Source organism: Halobacillus mangrovi, from assembly GCF_002097535.1.
Taxonomy (GTDB): Bacteria; Bacillota; Bacilli; order Bacillales; family Halobacillaceae; genus Halobacillus; species Halobacillus mangrovi_A.
Map to the genome: position 1 here is coordinate 2,962,805 of NZ_CP020772.1, position 23,559 is coordinate 2,986,363.

A 23,559-nucleotide genomic window follows, 5' to 3' on the forward strand; every position below is an offset into this window, starting at 1 on the left:
GTAGAATTTGGAGGTCCGAGAAATCACTCGCTTTCCGTGGGCATGTGCTGAGCCTCCTCGAGCTAAAGCTCTCCGGGGTCTAACCTATCATGTTCATCCCACAGGAGTCTCGCGATTTCTCGGACCTCCTTACCGCTGCTGGGAGGAACGGAAACGTTATTGTTACCGAAAACCTATCTGTAATTTTGGAAGTCAGAGCTTCCTTACTCTTGTTAAATGGGGCCGTTCATTACACTATAGATGGGTTGGATGGAAAACGGCGAGACTCCCGCGGGAGAAGGACTTAGGCGAGACACCACAGAGAGCGCAGCGAGCGAGGCGGCTCGCCAGTTCCCCCGCAGGAAAGCGAGTTGTTTTCCAGCCAACCTTACGCTTATTACACATCGGCCCCGAGAATATCTCGAATTTAAGTCTTCTGGATAAGGAGGCTAGTATTGGAGATTCCTCTATCAAACAAGAAAAAAGAAAGACCCTGCTAAGCATGCAAGGTCTTTCCCTATCTAACCTAACTTATTGTTTAACCGCACCGTGTTCTTTCTTATAATGCTCAAATTCTTTCGTTGTGCAAAGTACCCAGTGTCCTGGGCGAACTTCGCGGAATTCAGGCTCTTCACTCGTATCGTGATTGTTCGGATCATAGGTAAAACGCTCACGAGAACGTTCGTAGTCTGGATCCGGCAATGGAATCGCAGATAGAAGTGACTGCGTATAAGGGTGGATTGGGTGATTATAAAGATCATCCGCATCCGCCAGCTCTACCATCTTACCAAAGTACATAACACCAATACGATCACTAATATATTTGACCATAGACAAATCGTGGGCGATAAACAAGTAGGTAAGGTTCTTTTCCTTTTGCAGCTTCTTCAACAAGTTTACAACCTGTGCTTGAATCGAAACGTCTAGTGCTGAGATCGGCTCATCGGCGATGATGAAGCTTGGGTCTACAGCTAAGGCACGTGCTATTCCGATTCTCTGACGCTGACCGCCACTAAATTCGTGAGGGTAACGGTTTGCGTGCTCTTTGTTCAAACCTACTGTTTCTAACAGTTCATGCACTTTTGCTTTACGCTCTTTATCGTTTTTTGCAAGTCCGTGAATATCCATGCCCTCAGCGATAATATCTTCAACTTTCATACGAGGGTTTAAGGATGCATAAGGATCCTGGAAGATCATTTGCATTTCACGGTTGAATTTTCTTAATTGCTCACGGTCCTTTTTGCCGTGAACATTCTCCCCATTAAAGGTTACTTCCCCGTCTGTCGCATTATAAAGGCGGATGATCGTACGGCCAGTAGTTGATTTACCACAACCAGACTCTCCTACTAACCCGAACGTCTCACCTTTATAAATGTCGAAGTTCAGTCCATCCACAGCTTTTACAACACTGTGGCGGCCGGTCTTAAAATGTTGCTTTAAGTTTTTTATTTCTAATAATTTTTCTCTACTCATGCGCGATCACCTTCCGAACTGGTTGTAGCCATACCTTCCATTCGTTTTTTGACGGATGCCGGCGGCTCAATCTTAGGTGCGTTTTCGTGCAGCAACCAGGTCGCTGCGTAATGAGTGTCAGAAACCTTGAACATTGGCGGCTCCTGCTCCAAATCAATTTGCATCGCATACTCATTACGAGCCGCAAACGCATCCCCTTTAGGAGGGTCTAAAAGATCGGGCGGAGAGCCTGGGATGGCGTAAAGCTCTTCATCATCACTGTCTAGTGATGGCATGGAACCTAAAAGCCCCCATGTGTATGGGTGTTTGGGATTATAGAAAATATCATCGACCGTACCGATTTCAACGATTTTCCCTGCGTACATTACAGCAACTCTGTCAGCTACGTTAGCTACGACACCAAGGTCGTGCGTAATGAAGATCGTTGCGGAATCTGTCTTCTTCTGAATATCCTTCATCAATTCTAAAATTTGTGCTTGGATCGTTACATCCAATGCTGTTGTCGGCTCATCTGCAATCAACAGTTTAGGATTACAAGCAAGTGCAATGGCTACGACAACACGCTGTCTCATACCACCTGAGAATTGGTGAGGATACTGTTTTAAACGTGATTCAGGATCAGGAATTCCAACTAGTTCAAGGAGTTCCACAACACGTTTACGCGCTTGAGATCTGTTCATTTTTTGGTGCTTGATCAACCCTTCCATAATCTGGTTTCCAACCTTCATCGTAGGGTTAAGAGAAGTCATTGGATCCTGGAAGATCATTGCCATATCTTTACCGCGGATTTTCTGCATTTCTTTCTCACTCAGTTTGGCCAAATCTCTACCTTCAAATAGGATTTCACCTTCTTTGATCCGACCTGGCGGTTTCGGAATCAAATGCATTAGTGCTTTGGTTGTTACGGACTTACCAGAACCGGACTCTCCAACAATGGCAAGCGTCTCACCTTTTTTCAAGTCGAAATTGACCCCACGTACAGCTTTTACTTCACCGCCGTAGGTGTCAAAGGAAACATGTAAGTTTTTTACGTCTAGTAATTTTTCCATTTTGTACACCTACCTCCTATTCACGCATCTTCGGATCGAATGCATCTCGAAGACCATCAGCTAAGACATTAAAGGCAATCATGATTAGCGAGATTACAATTGCCGGGAATAATAAAATGTGTGGATAGATTTGCAGCGATTTAAACCCATCCTCAATCAGTGTACCTAATGAGGCGATCGGTGTTGGAAGTCCTAACCCGATAAAGCTTAAGAACGCTTCAAAGAATATGGCACTTGGAATCGTAAACATCGTATTAATAATGATTAGTCCCAATACGTTCGGAACTAAGTGTTTTCTTAGAATTCGGTTATCAGGCGCACCGAGTGTTTGTGATGCAAGAACAAATTCCTGATTTTTCAATTTCAGTACCTGTCCCCTGACGATCCGGGCCATCGATATCCAGCCGGTTATCGTCAGCGCTATCGTAATCGAGAGTATCCCTGGATCCAAAATGAGAATAAAGAGAATAACCACGACAAGGTTCGGAATTCCCATTAAAATCTCAATGATACGTTGCATGTAGTTATCGACACGTCCACCATAATATGCGGAAATTCCACCATAGGCTACACCAATAATCATATCAATCGTAGCTGCCAAGAAAGCAATGTACAAGGAAATTCGTGTTCCTTTCCAAGTACGTGTCCATAAGTCACGGCCAAGACCGTCAGTACCAAACCAGAATGATTGATCATTCATATCTTTTGCTGCATACACATCATAAGTCGCTCTAACTTCTGCGAGTTCTCCGTTTGAGCCATCGTTCAATGTCTCAAGCTTTATGAAGTCTTCCTGATTGTTAAAACGCATCATTGCTTTTGATTCAGCCTGCTCTAACGAGTCGGCGGTCGCCGTATCAGAAAGCGTACCATCCATTCCGAGCCACCCTAATCCTTCAACTTTAGGAGGCATTTTAGCGCGGGATAAATCTTGCTCAAACTCACCGTATTGATTCATATACGGTCCAAATATAGCCATAATGATTAGAAGAACTAACGTCCCTAACCCGATCATCGCCCCAACATTCTTACGAAGGCGGATAAAGGAATCCTGCCAGAATGACAGACTTGGACGATTAATCTTTTCACTATCATTCTCTTTCCTGTCTACAGGTACAAATAAGTCTTTCGACGGTTTGTGATGATTATCCATATGTTACTACTCTCCTTCTGCTAGTCGAATTCTTGGATCAATGACTCCGTAAAGAAGGTCAATGACCAGGATAATTAAGATGAAAAGGAATGCGATTAGTAACGTTGTACCCATAATGATCGGAAAGTCATTTGTGTTAATCGCTTTTACGAACTGTTCACCAATTCCTGGAACGGCAAAAATGTTTTCAATAACAAGTGTACCTGTCATCAAACCGATAGCTAACGGGCCAAGCACTGTGATTAATGGAATCAAAGCGTTTCTTACACCGTGTTTAAATACAACACCGAATTTATTCACACCTTTTGCCCGTGCTGTCGTAATATAGTCAGATCCTAATACTTCAAGCATTTCGGTTCTCATAAAGCGGGCTGCAATTGCAATCGGGAAGATGGCCAACGCAACTGTTGGTAGTACGGTATGTGCCCACGTTCCCCATAATGCAACTGGGAACCAGCCTAACTTTACACCAATATAATACTGAAGAATTCCAGCAAATACGAAGGAAGGAATAGATTTTCCTACAACTGCAATAAATGTAGAACCATAATCAAGAAAACCGTTGTGATAGATTGCAGATACAAGACCGAGCAGCATGCCGAGAATTGTACCGATGACCATAGCTTGTACACCTAGTGTCATGGACGGACCAATACGCTCCATGATTATTGTTGTTACTTCTCTGTTGTCGAATTGGAACGAAATTCCTAAGTCACCCTGTGTAAGATTCACCATATAATTGAAATACTGAACAGGGACCGGGTCATCCAATCCGTACTTTTCTAAAACGACCGCTTGTTGTTCTTCAGATAATTTATCTGCAGCACTTAGGGGAGTACCTGGTAGGAACTTCATTAAGAAGAACGTAAATGTAGCGATCAAAAACATCGTTATAACCATGTAGACCAAACGTTGAAGTATATAACGTGTCATATCAACACCTCCTGTTAAGTTAAACCCTATATCTCTATATTATGGAATTGACAGAAATTTGTCTATAATTAGAAAACTTTGTTTACAGGGAAAAAGAGAGCATACGCCAACTTGGACATATACTCTCTCCCCCTATTAGCTAGCCTATATGTGGTTAGGAACTACTTATTATTTACCTTCGATATAAGCATGTTTGTAAGTGTAGTCAGGTCCCATTGGGTTAGTGATTACACCTTTAACATAAGGCTTCACAAGTTTAGCAGATGCACGTTGGTAAAGAGGTACTAGGACTGCATCTTCTTGGATCAATTTCTTCTCTGCTTCAAGGAAAGTTTCAAAACGCTCGACTGGTTTTTGAGCTAGCTCATTGTTAGCTTTCTCAATCATAGCGTCGTAGTCTTCATTAGCGTAACCAGTCTTGTTGTTTCCGCCATCTGTAACCCACATGTTCAAGAACGTATTTGGATCGATATAGTCAGGACCCCATCCAGCGTTTTGGATTTCATAGTCCATGCTTGTGTCACGATCAAGACGCTCTTTGAAAGGTACAGATTGTACATTTACAGTAAGACCTTCCAGTTGCTCAAGTTGGTCTTTAATGTAAGCATCAAGGTTTTTAGCAACTTCACTGTCTCCACCAAGGTAGTTCAGTTCAATTGTATCTTGACCTAGCTCTTCTTTAGCTGTAGACCAAAGCTCTTGAGCTTTCTCTACGTTATATTCAACCAGGTCTCCGTTGATTTCACGGAAGTCTTCGCCAGACTCAGGGTGTTTAACAAAGTTCTTAGGAATATCACCGACAGATGGAAGGGAACCGTTATTCAAGATAACGTCAACCATGCTTTGACGGTCAATTACCATTTGCATTGCTTTACGAGCGTTTACGTTAGCAAGAACGTCATTTGCTTCTTGGTTAAGCTTCAAGTAGAACAAAACAGGCTCTTCTTCAACGATGAATTCTTCAGAAGAACGGTATTGGTCTACAAATTCAGCTGAAAGACCAGCACGATCAATTTCGCCAGTTTCATACAAGTTAACAGCTGTAGCTGTATCTTTTACAACTTTTACATTGATCTTTTCAAGTTTTACGTTCTCAGCATCCCAGTAATCTTCGTTTTTCTCTAGTGTCCAGCCTTCACCGTGGTTCCACTCAGTCATCTTGAATGGTCCATTGAAAGTAAGTGTATCGGCTTCAAGTGCGTATTGATCGCCTTGTTCCTCAACAAACTTTTTGTTCAATGGAAGGAAAGTACCAAATGTTGTAAGAGACTCGAAGTAAGGAATTGGTTTCTCTAGAGTTACTTCAAGCGTGTAATCGTCTACTGCTTTAACACCAAGGTCTTCAACTGGTGCTTCACCATTGGCGATAGCTTCTGCGTTTTTAATAACGCCACCCATCATGTATGGACCATATTCAGATCCAGTATCAGGGTTTACAGCACGCTGCCAAGCGTAAACGAAATCGTTTGCTGTGACAGGATCACCGTTTGTCCATGTTGCATCTTCACGAAGATTGAAAGTCCATGTAAGAGCATCTTCACTTACCTCGTGATCTTTTGCGATCCCTGGTTCAGGTTTAGCATCCTCACCAAGACGATAAAGCCCGTCCATAGTGGAACCAAGGAATTGGAATGCAACTGCGTCAGTCGCTAGAGATGCATCCATTGTTGGAATCTCTGCGGAGTCCGTAATATTAAGTACTTGCTCGCTGTCGCCAGCAGCTTCTTCAGTGTTTCCTTCGCCTTCGCCTTCTCCGCCTTCGGAGCCTGTGTTCTCTCCTCCGCCGCCGGAACAAGCCGCTAGGAACATGCTAAGTACTAGTGCGAGTACTAGCAATAACCAATTTGTCTTTTTCATGTAGAAAATGACCTCCCCTAAAAATTTTCAAAAATTTAATGTGGAAATTTGTCCACATATCGAATTATACAAGTTTTCTAACTATTTTGCATTAATTTTTTTCTTATATTTCTTAGAATCCCCATCATTATTACGTTTCTGTGACACAAAACAAGACTTTTTACCTAGTTTATTTTACAATATTTTTGTCTAGAAACAATTAATTATAAACCTATATGCATAAAAAATAGCGATGTTTTTGTCATAAACTTGTTTTATCGCGTTTATACGTTAAAGTATTTGCATAAATCATTCAAGTTTTTAATAACATAGAATTTTCTGTTTATTAATCTCGTTTACAATTCCTTCAAAACAAAAATCATGCTATAATATTTAATAGTTTTGATGGAAGGTGTGATTCTTTTTGAGTCTATTGCGAAATAAATGGATAGTACTTTTGTTTAATGTAATGATCGTGACCCTGCTTTTCACTGTACTAGCGCCTGTTTATGATCTATTTCATTACATTAACCAGTTGTTCTATATCGCTTATTTCTATTTATTTGTCGGCATTCTTCTTTGGGTCATTCGAGGCGGATTCTTCGATGCCATAACATACAGCTTTAGAAGATTCTCTAATAAGATGGCCAAACAAAAAGATTATTTGGATGATTGGAAGCAGAAGCCTCTGCCTTCTCAGACGATTGAGAAAAGCTGGTTATCTTTCTTTCTATTCCATGGCGCTATGTTAATGATCGGTTTACTTGCTTTACTTGCTGTTTATTACAATATGTAATGTACTTGTCAGCATAAATAATTTAGTTTATAATAATTTCCTAATTCGATAAGATACAAGCGTTGAAGAAGAGAAAGTACTCTTAATGATATCTTTTCAGAGAGACTGTGGTCGGTGAGAACAGTCAAGACCATTAAGAGGAAATGGGGCTTCTGAGCTTCAAATGACGTAAATCGGCGTTAACGATCATAAGCTGACTTTTCCAAAGGAAAAGTAATTAGGGTGGCACCGCGGTATCATTCGTCCCTTCCAATTGTGGAAGTGATGAGTGATTTTTTTATGCCTTTATTGCTAATCACCAGTCAATAATGGTCCTGAATACGCTTATCTCAACAAGGACTAAAGAAAAAATAATATAATGAGGTGAAGGAAATGAAGACGATTTTTTCAGGGATTCAACCTAGTGGCACATTGACATTGGGGAATTATTTGGGGGCTATGAAGCATTTTGTTGACTTACAGGATGAACAGAAATGTTACTTCTGCATTGTAGACGAACATGCGATTACAATGCCTCAAGATCGACTGAAACTGAGAGAAAATATTAAGTCACTAGCTGCGTTATACTTAGCTTCTGGAATAGATCCGAACAAATCCACGCTGTTCATTCAGTCGGAAGTTCCAGCACATACACAGCTAGGTTGGATGTTACAATGTGTCAGCTATATTGGTGAACTAGAACGGATGACTCAATTTAAAGATAAATCTGCTGGAGGAAAAGAAGGAGTTTCCTCTGGATTACTTACTTATCCTCCATTAATGGCTTCCGATATTCTTTTATATAAAACGGATATTGTCCCTGTAGGGGAAGATCAAAAGCAGCATTTAGAGCTGACTCGTAATTTAGCTCAGCGTTTTAACAACAAATTCAATGACATTTTTACTGTTCCTGAAGTAAGCATCCCTAAAGTTGGAGCAAGGATCATGTCTCTTCAAGAACCAACGAAAAAAATGAGTAAATCCGATTCCAATCAGAAAGCTTTCATTTCTATGTTGGATGATGAGAAGAAGATCATGAAGAAAGTGAAAAGCGCGGTTACAGATTCTGACGGGATTGTGAAATATGATAAAGAAAATAAACCAGGAGTCGCCAATCTTCTGACGATCTATTCCATTTGCGCAGGTGTTTCTATTGAAGATTTAGAGATTAAATATGAAGGAAAAGGCTATGGAGAGTTTAAACAGGATGTGGCAGAAGCTGTTATTGAAACGCTGAAACCAATTCAGGAAAGGTATCATGAACTAATCAATTCAGAAGAGTTGGACGATACTCTGGATAAAGGTGCTGAACAAGCTTCCTACGAAGCGAATAAAATGCTTCGAAAAGCCAAAAAAGCCATGGGGTTGGGCCGTGTGAAGAAAAAGAAATAATCTAGAAACAAACAAAAGCCAGAATTGGGATATCAAATCCTCAATTCTGGCTATTTAAATGATGTGATTTATGCTGATTTTCACCTTGCCAAATGGTTTCAAAGAAAGGCTGACCTTTAATGATTTTCCCACAAAGTTCCTCATGCAGCGAGCTCCACCCTTTGCAAGTTCCTTCATACAAGCGATCCCAGGCTTCTTCGTTGGATAACTGTTTAATATGCGAATATTGACAAGGATCCCATTCTGTTAACCAATACCTGATCTCTTCTGGGTGATCAGAATTTTTCAGTTGATCCAATGCCATCATTAAAAGCTGTTTTAGTTGACGCTCTCTTCTCGTTAAACCTGACATTTTACCCGGATCTAATGAAAGGATATGATGCTCTTTTGAAATGCTTTCTTCTATTATATAGCTTTCTGGATGTTTACCTTGCACCATTTCAAAAACTAGACGTTCTTGGCGTGGAATCAACCGACTCTTTTTAACAGGCAAGGTGTACCCTAATGTATCAAACACAATGACATCTTTTCCGTTCGTGACGACCGCGGCATAATCAACCGTGTGTCTTTCTTGGTTTTTCTTCAAATACGTTTTCCGATGGATGTCCTGTAATAGCGACATAGGTAAGTCTTGAAGATCATTCTCGATAAAATCAAAGAGTTCATCCGTAATGAACAACAGCGGAATCTGATCAATCAACTCTATCCCATCTTCTTTACGCCATTCATGAAATCTGCAAACGTTATACCCGTTCTCTTCTCCTTCAAACCAGTTCACCCATAGATCATGCATGTATAACATCTTGGCCCCTCACTTTCATTCACTGATCTCTTTAGGTTACATTATGACCAATACTGGCTTTTTTATTCTTTAGAACCATTATTTACTAAACTAATCTTTCATGAAAAAAAGAGCGACTGAGATGAGTAATATTCCAAGAGGAAACAAATAACACTCTACTCTGGACTGAATCAGAATGAAAAACTCCCACCAGCTCAAGCCTGCAGGAACGAGATTCAAATACGTAATTGTGACAGTCCCGCCAGCTACTGCAAGTCCAAATCCTGTTAAAAACAACATCCAATACAACATTGACCACCCCTCCGGCCTGTCCTCCTACTGCTATCTTATGAGGGACAACCTTCTATCATGCGTGAGATTCCAATTGTTCTACCTCTTTACTTACATACCAATTAACGATAAATTAATGATCAGAGAGATAGACTATGAAAGGATGATCGCATTGTCGAATTCACGCCGTCTGCGGAAAAAGCATCAAAAAAAGAGAAAGCTCAAGCTTACTCTCGGCCTTTTTGCCCTCGCCATACTACTTACTTTGGGGTATTCAGGATTTGAATATATATCCGGAAAGCAGCAAGCACTCGGGAGTTCCAGTGCGGAAGCAGAAGAAAACAATTCACTAGAGGAAACAAAAAGCAAATATAAAGATTCTTTTAATGGCGTCGATAATAAAGATCATAAAATAAATGTGCTTCTTCTGGGAATTGATCAAAGGGATAATGAGATCCCCCGAACAGATACGATTATGATCGCCCAGTACGATACAAAAGCCGGTACAACAAAAATTGCTTCTCTCATGCGAGACACCTATGTGAATATCCCTGATCATGGATACAACAAAATTAATGCAGCTTTTGCCATTGGCGGACCCGAATTGTTAAGGCAGACCATTTCTGAGAATTTCGGTATTGAGCTTGAATATTATTCAATCGTGGATTTCGAAGGATTTACTCAAGTTGTGGACACAGTTACTCCTGAAGGATTAGAAGTAGATGTTGAAAAAGATATGTATTATAAATCACAAGGCGGCGCTACCCACATTGATTTAGAAGCAGGCACCCAGAACTTGAATGGTGAGGAATTGTTAGGATACGTCCGATACCGCAGTGACAGCCAAGGTGACTATGGACGAGTGGAACGGCAACAAGAAGTGATTAATCTTTTAAAAGAAGAGATTATCTCTATAAAAGGGGTATTGAAAGCTCCTAGATTGATTGGTACGCTACAACCTTATATCGATACTAATATGGGAAGTGGAAAAATCCTTAAGCTGGGTAAGGAATACTTGCTAAATCCGGTTGAAGAAGTAGAGACGCTTCGAATTCCTACAGATGATAATGTGTGGAACGAGCGTAAAGAATACCCAATTGGTCTTGTACTAGCTCATGATGAGGAGAAAACAAAAAAAACTCTACAAGATTACTTTGAGGAAGAAGAAAGCTCATAAATAAAACCCGATGTCTATAAAGAAGACATCGGGTTTTCTATTCATTAATCCGTGTATTTTTGGAAAATAAGTGACGCATTGTGGCCGCCAAAACCTAGAGAGTTACTCATTACGGCGTTCACTTCCTGTTTGCGCGCTTCATTTGGAACATAATCCAAATCACAATCAGGGTCTGGTGTTTCGTAATTTATCGTCGGAGGCAAGATCCCTTCATTGATGGCTTTCAGGGAAATTACAGCCTCTACAGCTCCAGCTGCTCCAAGCAGGTGGCCAGTCATAGATTTTGTTGAGGATATAGCAAGCTTCTCAGCATGCTCCTGGAACACCGTTTTCGCAGCGTGCGTTTCGAATTTGTCATTAAGCTCCGTTGAAGTACCATGAGCGTTCAAGTAGTCAATGGCACTTGGCTCAAGGTTTGCATCCTCAATAGCTTGTTTCATTGCACGTGCAGCGCCATCTCCTTCTGGTGCTGGAGAAGTAATGTGATAAGCATCTCCAGTAGAGCCATATCCTGTTAGCTCACCATAAATTTTAGCTCCACGTTTTTTAGCAGACTCCAACGTTTCAAGAATCAGGATTCCAGCACCTTCTCCCATGACAAATCCGTCACGATTTTTATCGAATGGCCGGCTTGCAGTATTCGGATCTTCATTCAGGGATAGTGCACGAGCGGCTGCGAATCCTGCGAAGGACATTTTATTCATCGGAGCTTCTGTACCACCAGCAATCATGATGTCGGCATCCCCACGCTGGATAACCTTGAAAGCATCCCCGATTGAGTTTGCTCCAGAAGAGCAAGCTGTCACGGTACAGGAATTGATCGCTTTTGCCCCGAGAGAAATAGAAACTTGTCCAGCAGCCATATCTGGAATCATCATCGGAATGAAGAATGGACTTACACGGCGATAGCCTTTTTTCTGGAAAGTTTCAAACTGGGACTCATACGTACCCATTCCGCCAATTCCAGAGCCGATCCACACCCCTGTGCGGTCTGCATTATCCTCATTAATTTCCAGACCTGCATCTTCAACCGCCATGTGGGAAGCAACCATAGCGTATTGTACAAATGGGTCCATGCGTCGTGCATCTTTACGATCTACGTACTTCGATGCGTCAAAATCCTTCAATTCAGCTGCTACGCTTACTGGATAGTCATCTTTATTCACTTTGGTAATTTCGCCAATTCCAGATTGACCGTTCTTAATATTTTTCCACATTTCTTCTACTGAATTACCGACAGGAGTTACGGCTCCCATTCCCGTAATTACGACACGTCGTTTATCCATTATTCCAAACCTCCTTGGTTACTTGCCCCATCGAAGCGCAACGGCACCCCATGTGAGCCCGCCGCCGAATCCGACAAGAACTACTAGATCGTTATCTTTTATTTTACCTGCCTTTACGTCTTCTGACAAAGCGATTGGAATGGATGCAGAAGATGTATTTCCGTAACGCTTCACCTGTGTTGACATTTTCTCTTCAGGAATGCCAAGGCGTTGTCTTGCTGCTTCCATAATTCTTATGTTTGCCTGATGAGGAACAAGGTAGTCGACATCCTGTTCACTCAACCCAATTTTCTTAACGACATTTACAGAAGACTCAGGCATTTGTCTAACTGCAAACTTAAACACTTCACGTCCGTTCATGAACAGCGTATCATCTTGATAAAGATATGGACCGCCGCTTCCATCAGACCCTAATTCGGATGATAGGATCCCTTTATCATCACTGACAGGACCAATGACTGCCGCACCTGCTCCATCACCGAAAAGTACGCATGTATTCCGGTCACTCCAATCGGTAATTTTAGATAGCTTCTCGACGCCGACCACAAGAACATTTTTATAAGCATTGGTCTTGATGAATTGTTCAGCTGTGATCACCCCGTACATAAAACCTGCACAAGCTGCACTCAAATCCATTGCTGCTACCTTCCGCGCACCTAATCGATGCTGCAGCATTGTAGCTACAGATGGGAACGGTGTATCAGGAGTTACAGTTGCGACAAGGATCATATCCAGATCTTCAGCCTTCATGTTTGCATCATCAAGTGCATTTTTGGCTGCTTCGTATGCCATATCTGACGTATCCATCTCATCTGAAGCGATTCTCCGCTCCTCAATGCCAGTACGTGTACGAATCCATTCATCACTAGTGTCTACCATTTTCTCTAAATCTTTATTGGTTAGAACTTTTTCTGGAGCGTAGTGCCCTACGCCTAGGAATCCTGCGTTCATATATTCATCCCCTTAAAGGTAATATCTAATATCAATTCTTATGACTTGGTACTAATTTTAATTCATATTAAGGTTTTCTGCAAGTCTCCCCCTATGTTACTAAAAGGGGAGCACTGCCCACAAGACCAGCCTTTTCAGCTCATACGATACATGAAGGAGGTGCACTCATGGCTAAAAGAAATCGTCCGCCTTTTGAACAGTTTTTCAATAACTTTTCAAATGAGAATAAAGGAAAACAAGAACAGGAGCCTGCAAGCGTTGATTGGTCCGACTTAATTACCGAAGCTTCGAAAACTTGGAAATCCATTTCTCCGATCGTAAAACCAATGATAGATAAATTTAAAAAATAAAATAGACTTTGCGATAAAGCACAAAGTCTATTCGTTGGGAAGCTTTCCAGTTTTCATATACTGTTCGATCAAATCATCCATCTGCTTTTGGAAAGATTCAGGGATTTCGGGGCTGTATTCTCCCAGTTTAATGGCCCCGTCCTGAAAGTCAAACGTTAGCGGCTTACCAGGAAGTTCTCCTTCTACATATCGATCCATGGCCAGATTGTAAACCACATCAACCTTTTGGACAGTGCTCGTCAACACCGTATTTTCTGCCACAGAGGATTGATCAGATACATACCCGATTGCATAATGTCCATCCTTTTGAACTTCATTGATCACAGGAACATTAAAAATGTCTCCTGCAGGATAAAAGACATCAGCCCCTTCTTCTTCCATCTGTTCATACAGCATCCGTGCTTTATCCGTGTTTTCCCAGCTGTTGGTATAAGCGATATGGACATCTGCTTCAGGATTTTGATACATGACACCCTCATAAAAACCTTCTACTTCTGGCTGCCATTCAAAAGAAGCAATGATACCGATCAGATCTGCTTCTGTCATTTTCCCTGCAACCATACCTGCGAAGAATCCCATCGCATTGGCACTGAAATTCAAACTCGTCACATTTTCTGCAGTAAACTGACCATTAAAATAAATGAACTGAACATCTGGATATTGTTTATGAAGTTGTTGAAAATGTTTCCCATAAATGTTGCTGTGACCGAATATAATATTGACGCCTTTATTGACTAAATGATCGACAGCTTGAATAGTTTGGGAATAACTTTTAATTCCTTCTTTAAAGTAAATATCCACTCCATACTCGTCCTGAATGGATTGTAAGCCTTTATATCCCTGCTGGCCCCAGGCTTGATCGTGAATGGTCGTTTCGACAAGCATTCCTACTCGATTGGCTTGCCCGTTCCCTGATATTTGATTGCATCCAGTTAGAAGCAATAGTAGAGAGAGGAATAAGACGTATAGTGTTCTCACGTTAAGCACTCCTAATATCGCACTACTTGTATCCTCCCTTATTCTACCTTGCTTTAACACTGAAAGTAAATGTGTTTATTTACATAAGCCCCAAAGAAAGACTTAATGCGTGGCTTTTCCATACGGAATCTACATTTCTTCTTACTTCGTCCTCTGACTTTTCTTGCTCCACTTGAAAGTCATGGCCTTTTCCAATAACAAAAAAATGACATACTTTTTTCACAAAATCTGAAATGTACACAGCATCGTTCTTAAAAACCCATTGACATAAATCATCTGAATTGTGGATGTTCAACGCGGTAAGGTCCATCCATTCTCCATATAGTTCAGGCATCTCTATTCTCTTTGTCAGTGATTCTTCTGCCCCTTGCTTAATAATAAGAAGGCCGTCTTCTATATTCACTTTCCACTCCTCCGGCCCCGTCTGTAGATGTTTCTCTTTATCAATATGATTATAAAAATGCTGAAAATTACTATTCCGCCCTACGTACATATATAAATGATCACAAAGAAGATCATCCATACGATCGATACCGACAACTTCAAAGCCCTCTTGAAGAAGGCCTGTACTGATATGATATCCAATCCAATGAAAGCATGGGGATACGGTGATCATCATCCATCCTTCCCTCCTTCCTCATCTTTCTCATTTTATTCGCTGTCCTATAGAATGATGTTCCTAAAAGCGATTTCATATTTCTTTTTATAAAGAGTTCTGATAAGATAGAAACAGAATGTGTAAAATGAGGTGAGTAGTGATGCGGATCATTTGGACTATGATTTGGGCCTTTTTATTAAGTGCTATGGCTGTATATGTCATCAGTAATATGTCCGGAGGCCACTTTGATTTCCTCCAAGTTATTATTTTGACGGTGCTTTTCACAATAGCTGCCGTAGTACTTGGAGAAGGTGTCATAAAGGAAGAAGAGGCTTAAATAGTAAATTCCTGAAGCGTTGCTATCAGAAGATGGCAGCGTTTTTTCGTTGGTTTAAACAAGTCCTATTACATACATGGATCATTTACGAATGAATAACTTGACTTATTGCACATAAAAATCAACTAGCGATATAGTAAGGTCATGCATTTTCACTTTCTGCCAATTAGGAGGACAAACATACATGGAAGAAATATGGATACTTATCAAATACTTATTTCTTGGAATTTTCCAGGGGTTCACAGAACCTATTCCTATTTCGTCAAGTGGTCACTTAGTTATCTTACAAGATATCATCGGAATGGAATTTGATGGTTTACAATTCGAAGTACTTGTGAATTTCGGCTCTTTAGTCGCCGTATTAATCGTTTATCGAGACGACTTACTACGATTAACGAAGAACGGTATTGGTTATATAATTTCAAAGGATGAGCGTCAGAAGGATGAATTTGACTTCATTGTCTACTTGATCATCGGTACCATTCCTGCAGGTTTGTTAGGCATATTGCTTGGCGATGCGATTGAAGGATTATCTACAACTCAGACCGTGGGTATTACTCTCATTATCACGGGTATTGCCTTGTGGCTGATTCGAAACTTGCAAGGTAGAAAAGGGGAAGGTCAGCTCAACTGGAAGGATGCAATGATTGTTGGTTTAGGCCAGGCTGTTGCGCTTATTCCTGGCATTAGCCGCTCAGGAGCAACCATTGTAGCTGCCATGTTCCTAGGAATGAAGCGTGAAACGGCGCTGCGATTTTCTTTTTTACTGTACATTCCAGTCAGCTTGGGAACGATGCTCTTGTCGCTAGAAGAATTAGTTGCCAGCGCGGATTCTGCTGGGATTTGGGCAGGATACACGATCGCATTTCTTGGATCTGTGGTAGCCTCCTACTTTTCTTTAAGATGGTTTATGAACATTATGGAAAAAGGAAAGCTTAAATACTTTGCTTACTATTGTTTCATCGTAGGTGGATTAGTACTATTGGTTGTCTTATTGTAAAGATAACTCACTGACCATATAATATTCCTTAAGGAAGCTAGTCGCATAAAATTGACTAGCTTCCTTTTTCATTGCAGGTGTGTTTCTTATTACTGTTTATTCGATTAATATCAGCTATCTGGAGGACTAGATTTCAAGTTGTTAGAGGAAGTTAGGGGCGTTGGGAAAGGATTCGCTTTCCTGCGGGGGAACTGGCGAGCTTCCTCGGGCTGCGCTCTGTGGGATGAACAGGCTAGATGAGACCCCGGAAGACGAAGTCTGAGGAGGCTCACCACATGCCCACGGTAAGCGAGTCGTTTTCCCATCCATCATCATTTACACAAAAGCCTCGAAACTTAGACTTCAAGAGCAAAAGACGTAGTTGGTTGAAGGAAATTAAGAAATTGCAACGATTGAGTTTAGAAAAAGTCAGCCGTTTTGGCTGACTTTTATTATCCCCCGCTTACTGGAGGAATAAAGGCAATTGTGTCTCCGTCTTTCACTTCTGTTTCATTTTTTGCAAACTCCTCATTCACAGCAACCATTGAATGCTCTACGTTAGAAAGGGAATAAACTTTTTGAATAATCTCCTTGATCTCTTCAACTTTTTTCCCACTCATATTTAACTCGATGCTATCCTCGCCCATCTTTTCACGGAGCTCTGCAAAGAAAAGGATTTTGTTCATTTCATCGCCTCCTTGGATGGTATACCTGCTTTATTCTCCTTCTGATCACCAATCCACTTCTCACCGTTTTCCCAGTGCTCTTTTTTCCAGATCGGTACGATTTCCTTAATACGCTCGATTGCATAACGACTAGCTTCGTAGGAATCTGCTCTATGCGGAGTGGATACAGCGATAATGACTGCAATATCCGTAATGTCCAAACGACCAACCCGATGAACGATGGCCGTCTTGGAATCGGGCCATGTATTTTTTATCTCTTCTCCTATTTCAGAGAGTTTCTTTTCAGCCATTGGTTTATAAGCTTCATACTCTAAATAAAGAGTTCGTTTACCATGCGTAAACTCCCTGACAGTACCTATAAACGTATTGATAGCCCCTGCCTCTCGTCTCGTTACACGTTCGATTACCACTTGGACATCCAGCGGTTCTTCAGATATCCAAAAATCACTCATCAGGTTCTCCCCCTTTTGCCACAGTGTACACATCTGACATTCTTCTTCTCCATTCCCTCAATGTGTACACAGGAATAGAAAGATGATCGGTCAGATTTTCATTCCAAGTAATGACGAACTGGATGTTCGTAAGATCCAACAATTTTAAATCGTCCGCTCGCTTAATAATCACCGCCTTAGGGTAATGCTCGTATTTGAACCCTTCTACCACAATTAAATCGGGAGAAAAATTACGATATAATTCCACAAGATGATCAAGGGTGAATCCTTCAGGGTGGTTAAGTTCGAGTTGAAATCGTCTTGGACTATCAACACCTGTCATAAACGCCCCCGACTCATGTAAACGATAACTGTCCGTTTCATGATGCATAACTTTCAACGGTTCATCGTGGCCATGGTGTTTGATAGCAGCTACACGCTGCCCTCTAGCCGATCCATATGCGATAATTTCTGATAACAACGATGTCTTGCCTGTGTTTTTGTATCCTACGATTTGGAAGACCGGCGATTGTGTAGACATTGGCCTCTCCCCTCCTTCTATTAAGCTAAGCGTTATGTAAAAACCCCTGCCGTACGTCGGTGCGGCAGGGGTTAAAATGCTTATCCATTATTGGTATGCCGGATCAATCAGGTATACCTAATGCGATTTTTGCATAACGGCTCATGCGATCCTTCGTCCACGGTGGATTCCAAACGATATTCACCTGGACTTCATTAATTTCTGGTAAATCAGCTAAGCAGCGTTTCACATCTTGTTCAATATGACCAGCTAACGGGCAGCCCATCGCTGTTAATGTCATTGTAACTGTAGTATTCCCTTCGTCATCTATATCGACGCCGTAGACAAGGCCCAGGTTGACAATATCAATGCCAAGCTCAGGGTCAATGACATTTTCAAGGGCACCCATAGCATTTTCTTCAAGTGCTGTACTCACATTTGTTCCCCCTTCACTATTCTTCAAAACCTATTATAAACAAAAATAGAGGTAGAATAAAATATTCTCGGTTATCATAATACTAATTCTAACCAATTCACCATTTCAAGAACAGCGAATCGACTCACTTTATGATCTCTGCCTACCTCCCGCAAGAATCGAATGTTCTCTGGATTCTTGTAGTAATGGATAGCTTCATTATAAAAGTCATAAGAATGCTGGAAGGGCACAACCGGATCTACATCGCCATGCCAAAAAAATAGAGGCCTTCCATAAAGCTTCTCCATTTGACCTGATAAATCAATGCCTTCAAGCGATTTGTAAAGTTCTTCTAGCTGTTCCTGCTTTAGAGGAAGTGGAATTCCTGTCTGTTCTACATCGTGAACCATTTTCTTAGCGAACTCAACAGGTTTAGGTGTACCCATCATAACTGTTGCCGCTTGAATCCATGGATACATCGTCAGTGCAGCACTAGTTGTAATGCCTCCCATTGACGTCCCACCTACACCAATTTTCCGGTCTTTAATTAAGCCTTGTCGATCAAGTTCATCTTTTATATCTTGCAGTTCTTTTAAATTTTGATACACAATATCCCAGAATTTGAAGTTCAATTCTTGCTTGGACAAATCTTCTTCCCTTTCGCCATGAAAAGTACTATCAGGAAGGACGACACGATATCCTTTCTGAGCAAGTAAATAAGCGAGTGGTAAATTATGTTCTTTGGCTGACGTAAAGCCGTGAAAATATACAATTGCAGGTAATGGTTCTTCTTGTTTTGATGATTCTACAACGGTAAGAACTGGAATGTTTTTTAATGTTTGCCGATAAATACCAATCATTCTGTATTTCCTTTCCGATAAACTTTACTGTCTGTTTAAATGATCGTAATAATTCTAAATTATAATGTAATCGTAACACTGCCCTTTTCAATTGGAAAGTGTTAGGTTGCGAAGTGGGAATTTCTTTACAATTTACCTAGTTTCCCGCTACACTATAACAAAATGAGGTGAAAGCAATGAACAAACAACACTTAATTGCATTAGATCTAGATGGGACACTTCTTACTGACGATAAAGTCATCAGTACAGAGACGAAAGAAACAGTTCTTAAAGCAATGGATCAAGGCCATATCGTTGTGATCGCTACTGGCCGGCCACACCGTGCAAGCATTGATTTCTATCATGAACTTGGACTGGAGACACCAATGGTTAACTTCAATGGTGCATTAATTCACCATCCAAAAGACCATCATTGGGACGCAATTCATTCTCCCCTTTCTATCCGAACGGCACACAAAATTATTCATACATGCCAAGAACTTGGTGTGAAAAATATTCTTGCTGAAGTAAAAGATAAAGTTTACCTTGATCAACATGACGAAGAAATTATGAGCATTTTTCAAACAAAGAATGATCCGATTACAGTCGGTCGACTGCAGTCGAACTTGAAAGAAGATCCAACATCGATTTTGATTCACCCTGAAGAGGAAAAAATTAAAAAGCTCCGTCAAGAATTGGATACGCATGCTTCCTTGATTGATCATAGAAAATGGGGAGCCCCATGGCACGTCATTGAAATTGTCCGCTCCGGAATGAATAAAGCCGTAGGTCTGGACAAAATCGCTCGTTATTTTCATATTCCCCAAAACAGAATTATCGCCTTTGGTGATGAAGACAATGATTTCGAAATGATCGATTATGCTGGTGTAGGGGTAGCAATGGGTAACGCGATTAACGAATTGAAGGGCATTGCCAACCATGTAACTCTTACGAATGAAGAGGACGGAATCGGAGAGTTCTTAACTGAATATTTGAAGTTAAATAAAAAAGCCATGTAAGTCAACTTTTTCCTTGATTAAAGATATGGCTTCTTCCCATACTAAGCTTGAACGTGAAAGCGTTCAGGCTTCTTTTTATGACAGGAGGGTCTTGTCATGGAACCAGAGAAGAAAAATCGCAAGGAAAACCGCTATTCAGAAGTTCGTAAATTCGACGAAAGCGAGATGGAGCCAAAAAGGCTTTCAGAAGCAGCTCGAAAAGAAATCGAATCTGATCAGCATACGGTAGGAGGGTTTTAAAATGGCTAGAAACCTTTTTGAAAATGCACGAGAAGCGGTCAACCGTTTCACCCAAAACCGTGATGGACGTCAACCATCCCAAGAGGATATGCAAGCGGCGAAACAAGCGATTCAATCTGCATATAGCGAATGTTCTCAAGAAGAGAAACAACAGCTACAGCAGTTAGAACAACAGCTTGAAAACCATCACCAAAGCATGCGATAACCTTGTGAAGACCAGGTCGTTTAAACGGCCTGGTCTTTTTCAACTCCCCTAAATCAAGGAAAAAAAATCAGCCAATAGGCGGAGTTATCTTTTCACAGAAATGGGTACTTAAAGAATAACCCCCTAAAGATTTTCATAGGTTTCGCAGAAACATCCTGAACGCTAGTGCACGTTCAGGGCCGTTTCTGTGTTTTTATTTTGTACATAGTTCTTCAAGACTTTTAATGACCTTCAAGTTTGGGTGTGAGAAAGGTAAATCATTCGATTGTATATAGATTCCTTTCATCCCCATTTCTAAAGCTGGAGCAATTTCATTCATGAAATTGTCCCCGATAGAAACGATCTCCTCTGGCTTTAATCGATAATTATGTAAGACCTGTTGAAAGATGTCTTCCGTACGAACAGGTTTTTCCGCATTTGATACAATTTCTTTGAAAATCCCTTCAAGATCTATAGCTTTTAATATCCGATCTACATCATAACCTTCACTGTTTGTCACCAAAATAAGGGGCTTAGTTTTTTTCCATAGTAAAAGGGAGGTTTTCAATCCTTTTGTCTCTGTCAACTGAAACTCATCCGACCCCATGTAGTCTTTTGTTGCCACATAACATTCACGTGCGTCCTCAGAAGTTACTCCATAGTGCATGGCAGCTGAAAAAGGCAGCCACCACCCATCCCCTATAGCAATATGGTCAATAAAATCGTAAATCAATGGGTCTGGAAAGTGTTTCCATACTTTCCTTTCAGGCCACTGATCTCCGCTCCATGTTTCAACACGAATAGCAAGGTTAGTAAACGGATCAACGGAGATGATTGCATCATGCGTTCTATTATAGACCTTTCCAATGGCAAGAGGGTGTTCCCTATTACGAATAGATTTATAATCCGTTTCAAACAATGGTCTGTTTTCTTCTTTCAACTTCTTCTTTAAAAGATTTGCATAATAAACGAAGTGGTTTGTATCTTCATATAACGTCCCGTCTAAATCAAAAATTAACGCTTTCGCCTGATCCAGCATAAGTCTCTCCTCCTTACTGTTCTTAGTTTCGGCACTTGATCTTTCTCTATACAAAATCCCCTCTATTTCCATTTTGTGTTAACATTAAACCAACATATTGAAAAAAGGAGTTCAGCCCATGGTCCCGACCTTGATTAACATCACAATACTCGTTTGTCTTTTATTTTCTATCTATTATTTCTTGTTGAAAAGAAAAAAGGCTGGAGTCACTGGTTTTAAAAGTGCCCTGTCTTCCATTTGCTTTTTCCTAATCGCCAGTACCAATCTTGCAGCGGGGATCTTTAACTTATTAGGTGTCATAAGCTGGACCCTTACCATCGTATTCCTGCTCCTAGGTGGTTACTTCACTAAATATTTACCTGCAAAAACGGAAGCAAACGCTTATTAAGTAAGACACAGTTAGATAGTTGTACCGAAGAAATCCGTTTACGCCCGGAAAAGAAATATCTTCCCAGACCTTTTTTCTTTTAAGGTCTAGGACTTAATTTGAAAAGGCATAGCCGGGTTCGGCTATGCCTTTTCATTATGAACGATGGTATGATTTTTTTAATGTAATGGCATAGAGGGCATGACCGACCAGCCAATACAGAATAGCGATCCCATCTGTTAACGCAGGGGTTTCTTTTATAGCGAGAATGGTAAGCGGCACGTAGGTCGTCGCTGCCACAACCGACAAAATAATAGCCAGCAGCCATTGGTTTCGATTCGTCGGCTTCAGACGTTTTCGCATAAACACATAAGCAAATAGAATTCCTATTACCCAGGAAATGACCATGTGGAACAGCCATTCCATCACAACCGGCCAATCAATGCTCCCGATCACAGGAATGAAATCAACATTCATCAACAGCGTATAGATCTTTTTTCCAGTGACTAATTCGACATACCACATATACATCCCTAAAACGATTCCGGATGTGCTCCCAATCCATATGCCCCATCGAATCATAAGCGACCTCCACGTCTGTTAATAGGCTTCTTGTTTTCTAAGTTCCCTCAGCAAATTTTCTAAAACCTGACGAAGCTCTCTATGGTCACCTTCTAACATTCTGAAATAAAGCGCTCTTAAAAAGTGCTTACTGTTATTGATGATAATATCCTCTTTAGGGTCATTCCAGCTTTCTCGGTAATAAAGTAAAGTCTCAAGCCATTCAATTCGATCAGCCGGACTGATTTTTTTGAACATCATCATGACCGCTGTCACCATGCGCTCTTCTTCATCAAACAAATAAGGGTGATCAATCAAAAACTGATCTTTAATGATCGGCAGTATTTCCTTAATCTGACTTTCAGTAATCTCCTCACAAGCTGCTACATGGTATAACGCATCTGCAGCGTGAGCCATGGCATGAGCCCAACCTTTTCCTTCCACATACCCTCTGTGGTCAGACTCCTGTTTCATATACTTTTTCAAGTTTTCCCAAACCCTGTGGATCTCCTCTTCTTTTAAAAATGGGGATTTTCGATGTTTTACTATAATAGGCGGAATCAACAATACAGAGAAGCTGCGTTTAAATACTGCATCCTCTTCCCTTTTAGAAGTTCCGATCCGATAAAATAAGTAGTTTTTATTTAAAATGGATTGTAATATATTTTTAAGCTGCTCGTGGCTATAATGGCCTCGCTCTATGAAAGTTGTGAAAATCGAGTGGATCAAATCATCTCTTAATATAGGATGCACCGACCCGATTCTCTGTAGCATCATTGTTGTTAATTCTTGTAAACTTTGATTCTCGGGCAACTGATAGTCGTTGTCCTTAATCGGTTGTAACACGTCGATTAGTCGAGACTCCATACCACACCTCCTAAAAATTGCTTTCATTGTAACACAATAATTGGGAAGTACCGTAAGATTATGATCAATTGTT

29 protein-coding genes and 1 other annotated feature are annotated in these 23,559 nt (G+C 40.9%); of the genes, 10 read left to right on the forward strand and 19 right to left on the reverse strand.

Annotation, left to right across the window (positions count from 1 at the left end; translation table 11 throughout):
• Positions 1 to 510 precede the first annotated feature (510 nt).
• From HM131_RS14715 to HM131_RS14735, 5 genes are all read right to left on the reverse strand, one after another.
• Positions 511 to 1,452, reverse strand: coding sequence for an ABC transporter ATP-binding protein (locus HM131_RS14715; protein WP_085030486.1), 942 nt, complete (start codon positions 1,450 to 1,452; stop codon positions 511 to 513).
• Positions 1,449 to 2,501: an ABC transporter ATP-binding protein gene (locus tag HM131_RS14720; RefSeq protein ID WP_085030487.1), complete on the reverse strand. Its 1,053-nt coding sequence runs from the start codon at positions 2,499 to 2,501 to the stop codon at positions 1,449 to 1,451. Before HM131_RS14720 ends, HM131_RS14715 begins: the two co-directional genes overlap by 4 nt.
• A 16-nt stretch (positions 2,502 to 2,517) precedes the next feature.
• Positions 2,518 to 3,654: an oligopeptide ABC transporter permease gene (opp3C, locus tag HM131_RS14725; RefSeq protein WP_085030488.1), complete on the reverse strand. Its 1,137-nt coding sequence runs from the start codon at positions 3,652 to 3,654 to the stop codon at positions 2,518 to 2,520.
• Positions 3,655 to 3,660: 6 nt separating this feature from the next.
• On the reverse strand, positions 3,661 to 4,587 hold the full coding sequence (gene opp3b, locus HM131_RS14730; protein ID WP_085030489.1) for an oligopeptide ABC transporter permease: 927 nt from the start codon (positions 4,585 to 4,587) through the stop codon (positions 3,661 to 3,663).
• Positions 4,588 to 4,755: 168 nt separating this feature from the next.
• On the reverse strand, positions 4,756 to 6,444 hold the full coding sequence (locus HM131_RS14735) for a peptide ABC transporter substrate-binding protein (RefSeq protein WP_085030490.1): 1,689 nt from the start codon (positions 6,442 to 6,444) through the stop codon (positions 4,756 to 4,758).
• Between the two features lie 403 nt (positions 6,445 to 6,847).
• On the opposite strand from HM131_RS14735, the gene HM131_RS14740 reads away from it, so the two are divergent.
• Entirely contained in the window at positions 6,848 to 7,219 is a 372-nt protein-coding gene (locus HM131_RS14740) for a DUF3899 domain-containing protein (protein ID WP_085030491.1), read from the forward strand.
• Positions 7,220 to 7,272: 53 nt separating this feature from the next.
• Positions 7,273 to 7,470, forward strand: a binding site (T-box leader).
• 121 nt (positions 7,471 to 7,591) lie between these two features.
• The gene (gene trpS, locus HM131_RS14745) at positions 7,592 to 8,590 is read left to right on the forward strand and encodes a tryptophan--tRNA ligase (RefSeq protein ID WP_085030492.1); all 999 of its coding nucleotides are present in this window, start codon (positions 7,592 to 7,594) and stop codon (positions 8,588 to 8,590) included.
• A gap of 40 nt (positions 8,591 to 8,630) precedes the next feature.
• Here the strand turns inward: trpS and HM131_RS14750 are convergent, their stop codons facing one another.
• Both HM131_RS14750 and HM131_RS14755 read right to left on the reverse strand, forming a co-directional pair.
• The gene (locus HM131_RS14750; protein ID WP_085030493.1) at positions 8,631 to 9,392 is read right to left on the reverse strand and encodes a YjbA family protein; all 762 of its coding nucleotides are present in this window, start codon (positions 9,390 to 9,392) and stop codon (positions 8,631 to 8,633) included.
• 90 nt (positions 9,393 to 9,482) lie between these two features.
• Positions 9,483 to 9,683: a YuzI family membrane protein gene (locus HM131_RS14755; protein WP_085030494.1), complete on the reverse strand. Its 201-nt coding sequence runs from the start codon at positions 9,681 to 9,683 to the stop codon at positions 9,483 to 9,485.
• Between the two features lie 151 nt (positions 9,684 to 9,834).
• Between HM131_RS14755 and HM131_RS14760 the strand changes: the two genes are divergently transcribed.
• A complete protein-coding gene (locus tag HM131_RS14760) occupies positions 9,835 to 10,839 on the forward strand; it encodes an LCP family protein (protein WP_232324798.1) in 1,005 nt (334 codons plus the stop codon).
• Between the two features lie 44 nt (positions 10,840 to 10,883).
• Here HM131_RS14760 and fabF read toward each other — a convergent pair whose 3' ends face one another.
• On the reverse strand, positions 10,884 to 12,125 hold the full coding sequence (gene fabF / locus HM131_RS14765) for a beta-ketoacyl-ACP synthase II (RefSeq protein WP_085030495.1): 1,242 nt from the start codon (positions 12,123 to 12,125) through the stop codon (positions 10,884 to 10,886).
• Between the two features lie 18 nt (positions 12,126 to 12,143).
• Positions 12,144 to 13,076, reverse strand: coding sequence for a beta-ketoacyl-ACP synthase III (locus tag HM131_RS14770; RefSeq protein ID WP_085030496.1), 933 nt, complete (start codon positions 13,074 to 13,076; stop codon positions 12,144 to 12,146).
• 167 nt (positions 13,077 to 13,243) lie between these two features.
• On the opposite strand from HM131_RS14770, the gene HM131_RS14775 reads away from it, so the two are divergent.
• Positions 13,244 to 13,426 carry a hypothetical protein gene (locus tag HM131_RS14775; RefSeq protein ID WP_085030497.1) on the forward strand — a complete coding sequence of 61 codons (183 nt, stop codon included), beginning with the start codon at positions 13,244 to 13,246 and terminating at the stop codon, positions 13,424 to 13,426.
• Between the two features lie 27 nt (positions 13,427 to 13,453).
• On the opposite strand, the gene HM131_RS14780 is transcribed toward HM131_RS14775, so the two are convergent.
• Together HM131_RS14780 and HM131_RS14785 are read right to left on the reverse strand one after the other, a co-directional pair.
• Positions 13,454 to 14,404, reverse strand: a complete 951-nt coding sequence (locus HM131_RS14780) for a BMP family ABC transporter substrate-binding protein (protein ID WP_157130839.1) — start codon at positions 14,402 to 14,404, stop codon at positions 13,454 to 13,456.
• A 79-nt stretch (positions 14,405 to 14,483) separates the two neighbouring features.
• Entirely contained in the window at positions 14,484 to 15,023 is a 540-nt protein-coding gene (locus tag HM131_RS14785; RefSeq protein WP_085030498.1) for a hypothetical protein, read from the reverse strand.
• Positions 15,024 to 15,162: 139 nt separating this feature from the next.
• On the opposite strand from HM131_RS14785, the gene HM131_RS14790 reads away from it, so the two are divergent.
• Positions 15,163 to 15,339: a YjzD family protein gene (locus HM131_RS14790; RefSeq protein WP_085030499.1), complete on the forward strand. Its 177-nt coding sequence runs from the start codon at positions 15,163 to 15,165 to the stop codon at positions 15,337 to 15,339.
• Between the two features lie 184 nt (positions 15,340 to 15,523).
• On the forward strand, positions 15,524 to 16,339 hold the full coding sequence (locus HM131_RS14795; protein WP_085030500.1) for an undecaprenyl-diphosphate phosphatase: 816 nt from the start codon (positions 15,524 to 15,526) through the stop codon (positions 16,337 to 16,339).
• A 431-nt stretch (positions 16,340 to 16,770) separates the two neighbouring features.
• Here HM131_RS14795 and moaD read toward each other — a convergent pair whose 3' ends face one another.
• The 5 genes from moaD to HM131_RS14820 all read right to left on the reverse strand — a co-directional run bounded on the left by moaD (position 16,771) and on the right by HM131_RS14820 (position 19,230).
• Entirely contained in the window at positions 16,771 to 17,004 is a 234-nt protein-coding gene (gene moaD / locus HM131_RS14800) for a molybdopterin converting factor subunit 1 (RefSeq protein WP_085030501.1), read from the reverse strand.
• A complete protein-coding gene (locus tag HM131_RS14805) occupies positions 17,001 to 17,456 on the reverse strand; it encodes a molybdenum cofactor biosynthesis protein MoaE (protein WP_085030502.1) in 456 nt (151 codons plus the stop codon). Before HM131_RS14805 ends, moaD begins: the two co-directional genes overlap by 4 nt.
• The gene (gene mobB / locus HM131_RS14810; RefSeq protein ID WP_085030503.1) at positions 17,449 to 17,976 is read right to left on the reverse strand and encodes a molybdopterin-guanine dinucleotide biosynthesis protein B; all 528 of its coding nucleotides are present in this window, start codon (positions 17,974 to 17,976) and stop codon (positions 17,449 to 17,451) included. Before mobB ends, HM131_RS14805 begins: the two co-directional genes overlap by 8 nt.
• Positions 17,977 to 18,079: 103 nt before the next feature.
• Positions 18,080 to 18,391 (reverse strand): metal-sulfur cluster assembly factor, encoded by a 312-nt coding sequence (locus HM131_RS14815; protein ID WP_157130840.1) that lies wholly within the window; start codon positions 18,389 to 18,391, stop codon positions 18,080 to 18,082.
• A 74-nt stretch (positions 18,392 to 18,465) separates the two neighbouring features.
• A complete protein-coding gene (locus HM131_RS14820; RefSeq protein WP_085030504.1) occupies positions 18,466 to 19,230 on the reverse strand; it encodes an alpha/beta fold hydrolase in 765 nt (254 codons plus the stop codon).
• 176 nt (positions 19,231 to 19,406) lie between these two features.
• Here HM131_RS14820 and HM131_RS14825 point away from each other — a divergent pair, with 176 nt between their 5' ends.
• The 3 genes from HM131_RS14825 to HM131_RS14830 all read left to right on the forward strand — a co-directional run bounded on the left by HM131_RS14825 (position 19,407) and on the right by HM131_RS14830 (position 20,673).
• Positions 19,407 to 20,228, forward strand: coding sequence for a Cof-type HAD-IIB family hydrolase (locus tag HM131_RS14825; RefSeq protein WP_085030505.1), 822 nt, complete (start codon positions 19,407 to 19,409; stop codon positions 20,226 to 20,228).
• A gap of 96 nt (positions 20,229 to 20,324) precedes the next feature.
• Positions 20,325 to 20,468: a hypothetical protein gene (locus HM131_RS20965; RefSeq protein WP_198162640.1), complete on the forward strand. Its 144-nt coding sequence runs from the start codon at positions 20,325 to 20,327 to the stop codon at positions 20,466 to 20,468.
• A 1-nt stretch (position 20,469) separates the two neighbouring features.
• Entirely contained in the window at positions 20,470 to 20,673 is a 204-nt protein-coding gene (locus HM131_RS14830) for a DUF3813 domain-containing protein (protein ID WP_085030506.1), read from the forward strand.
• A gap of 193 nt (positions 20,674 to 20,866) precedes the next feature.
• Here HM131_RS14830 and HM131_RS14835 read toward each other — a convergent pair whose 3' ends face one another.
• The gene (locus HM131_RS14835) at positions 20,867 to 21,691 is read right to left on the reverse strand and encodes an HAD family hydrolase (RefSeq protein ID WP_198162641.1); all 825 of its coding nucleotides are present in this window, start codon (positions 21,689 to 21,691) and stop codon (positions 20,867 to 20,869) included.
• Between the two features lie 118 nt (positions 21,692 to 21,809).
• Here HM131_RS14835 and HM131_RS14840 point away from each other — a divergent pair, with 118 nt between their 5' ends.
• The gene (locus tag HM131_RS14840) at positions 21,810 to 22,079 is read left to right on the forward strand and encodes a hypothetical protein (protein ID WP_085030508.1); all 270 of its coding nucleotides are present in this window, start codon (positions 21,810 to 21,812) and stop codon (positions 22,077 to 22,079) included.
• Between the two features lie 135 nt (positions 22,080 to 22,214).
• Here the strand turns inward: HM131_RS14840 and HM131_RS14845 are convergent, their stop codons facing one another.
• Positions 22,215 to 22,640 carry a hypothetical protein gene (locus HM131_RS14845; protein WP_085030509.1) on the reverse strand — a complete coding sequence of 142 codons (426 nt, stop codon included), beginning with the start codon at positions 22,638 to 22,640 and terminating at the stop codon, positions 22,215 to 22,217.
• An 18-nt stretch (positions 22,641 to 22,658) separates the two neighbouring features.
• Positions 22,659 to 23,486 carry a DUF2785 domain-containing protein gene (locus HM131_RS14850; RefSeq protein WP_085030510.1) on the reverse strand — a complete coding sequence of 276 codons (828 nt, stop codon included), beginning with the start codon at positions 23,484 to 23,486 and terminating at the stop codon, positions 22,659 to 22,661.
• Positions 23,487 to 23,559 lie beyond the last annotated feature (73 nt).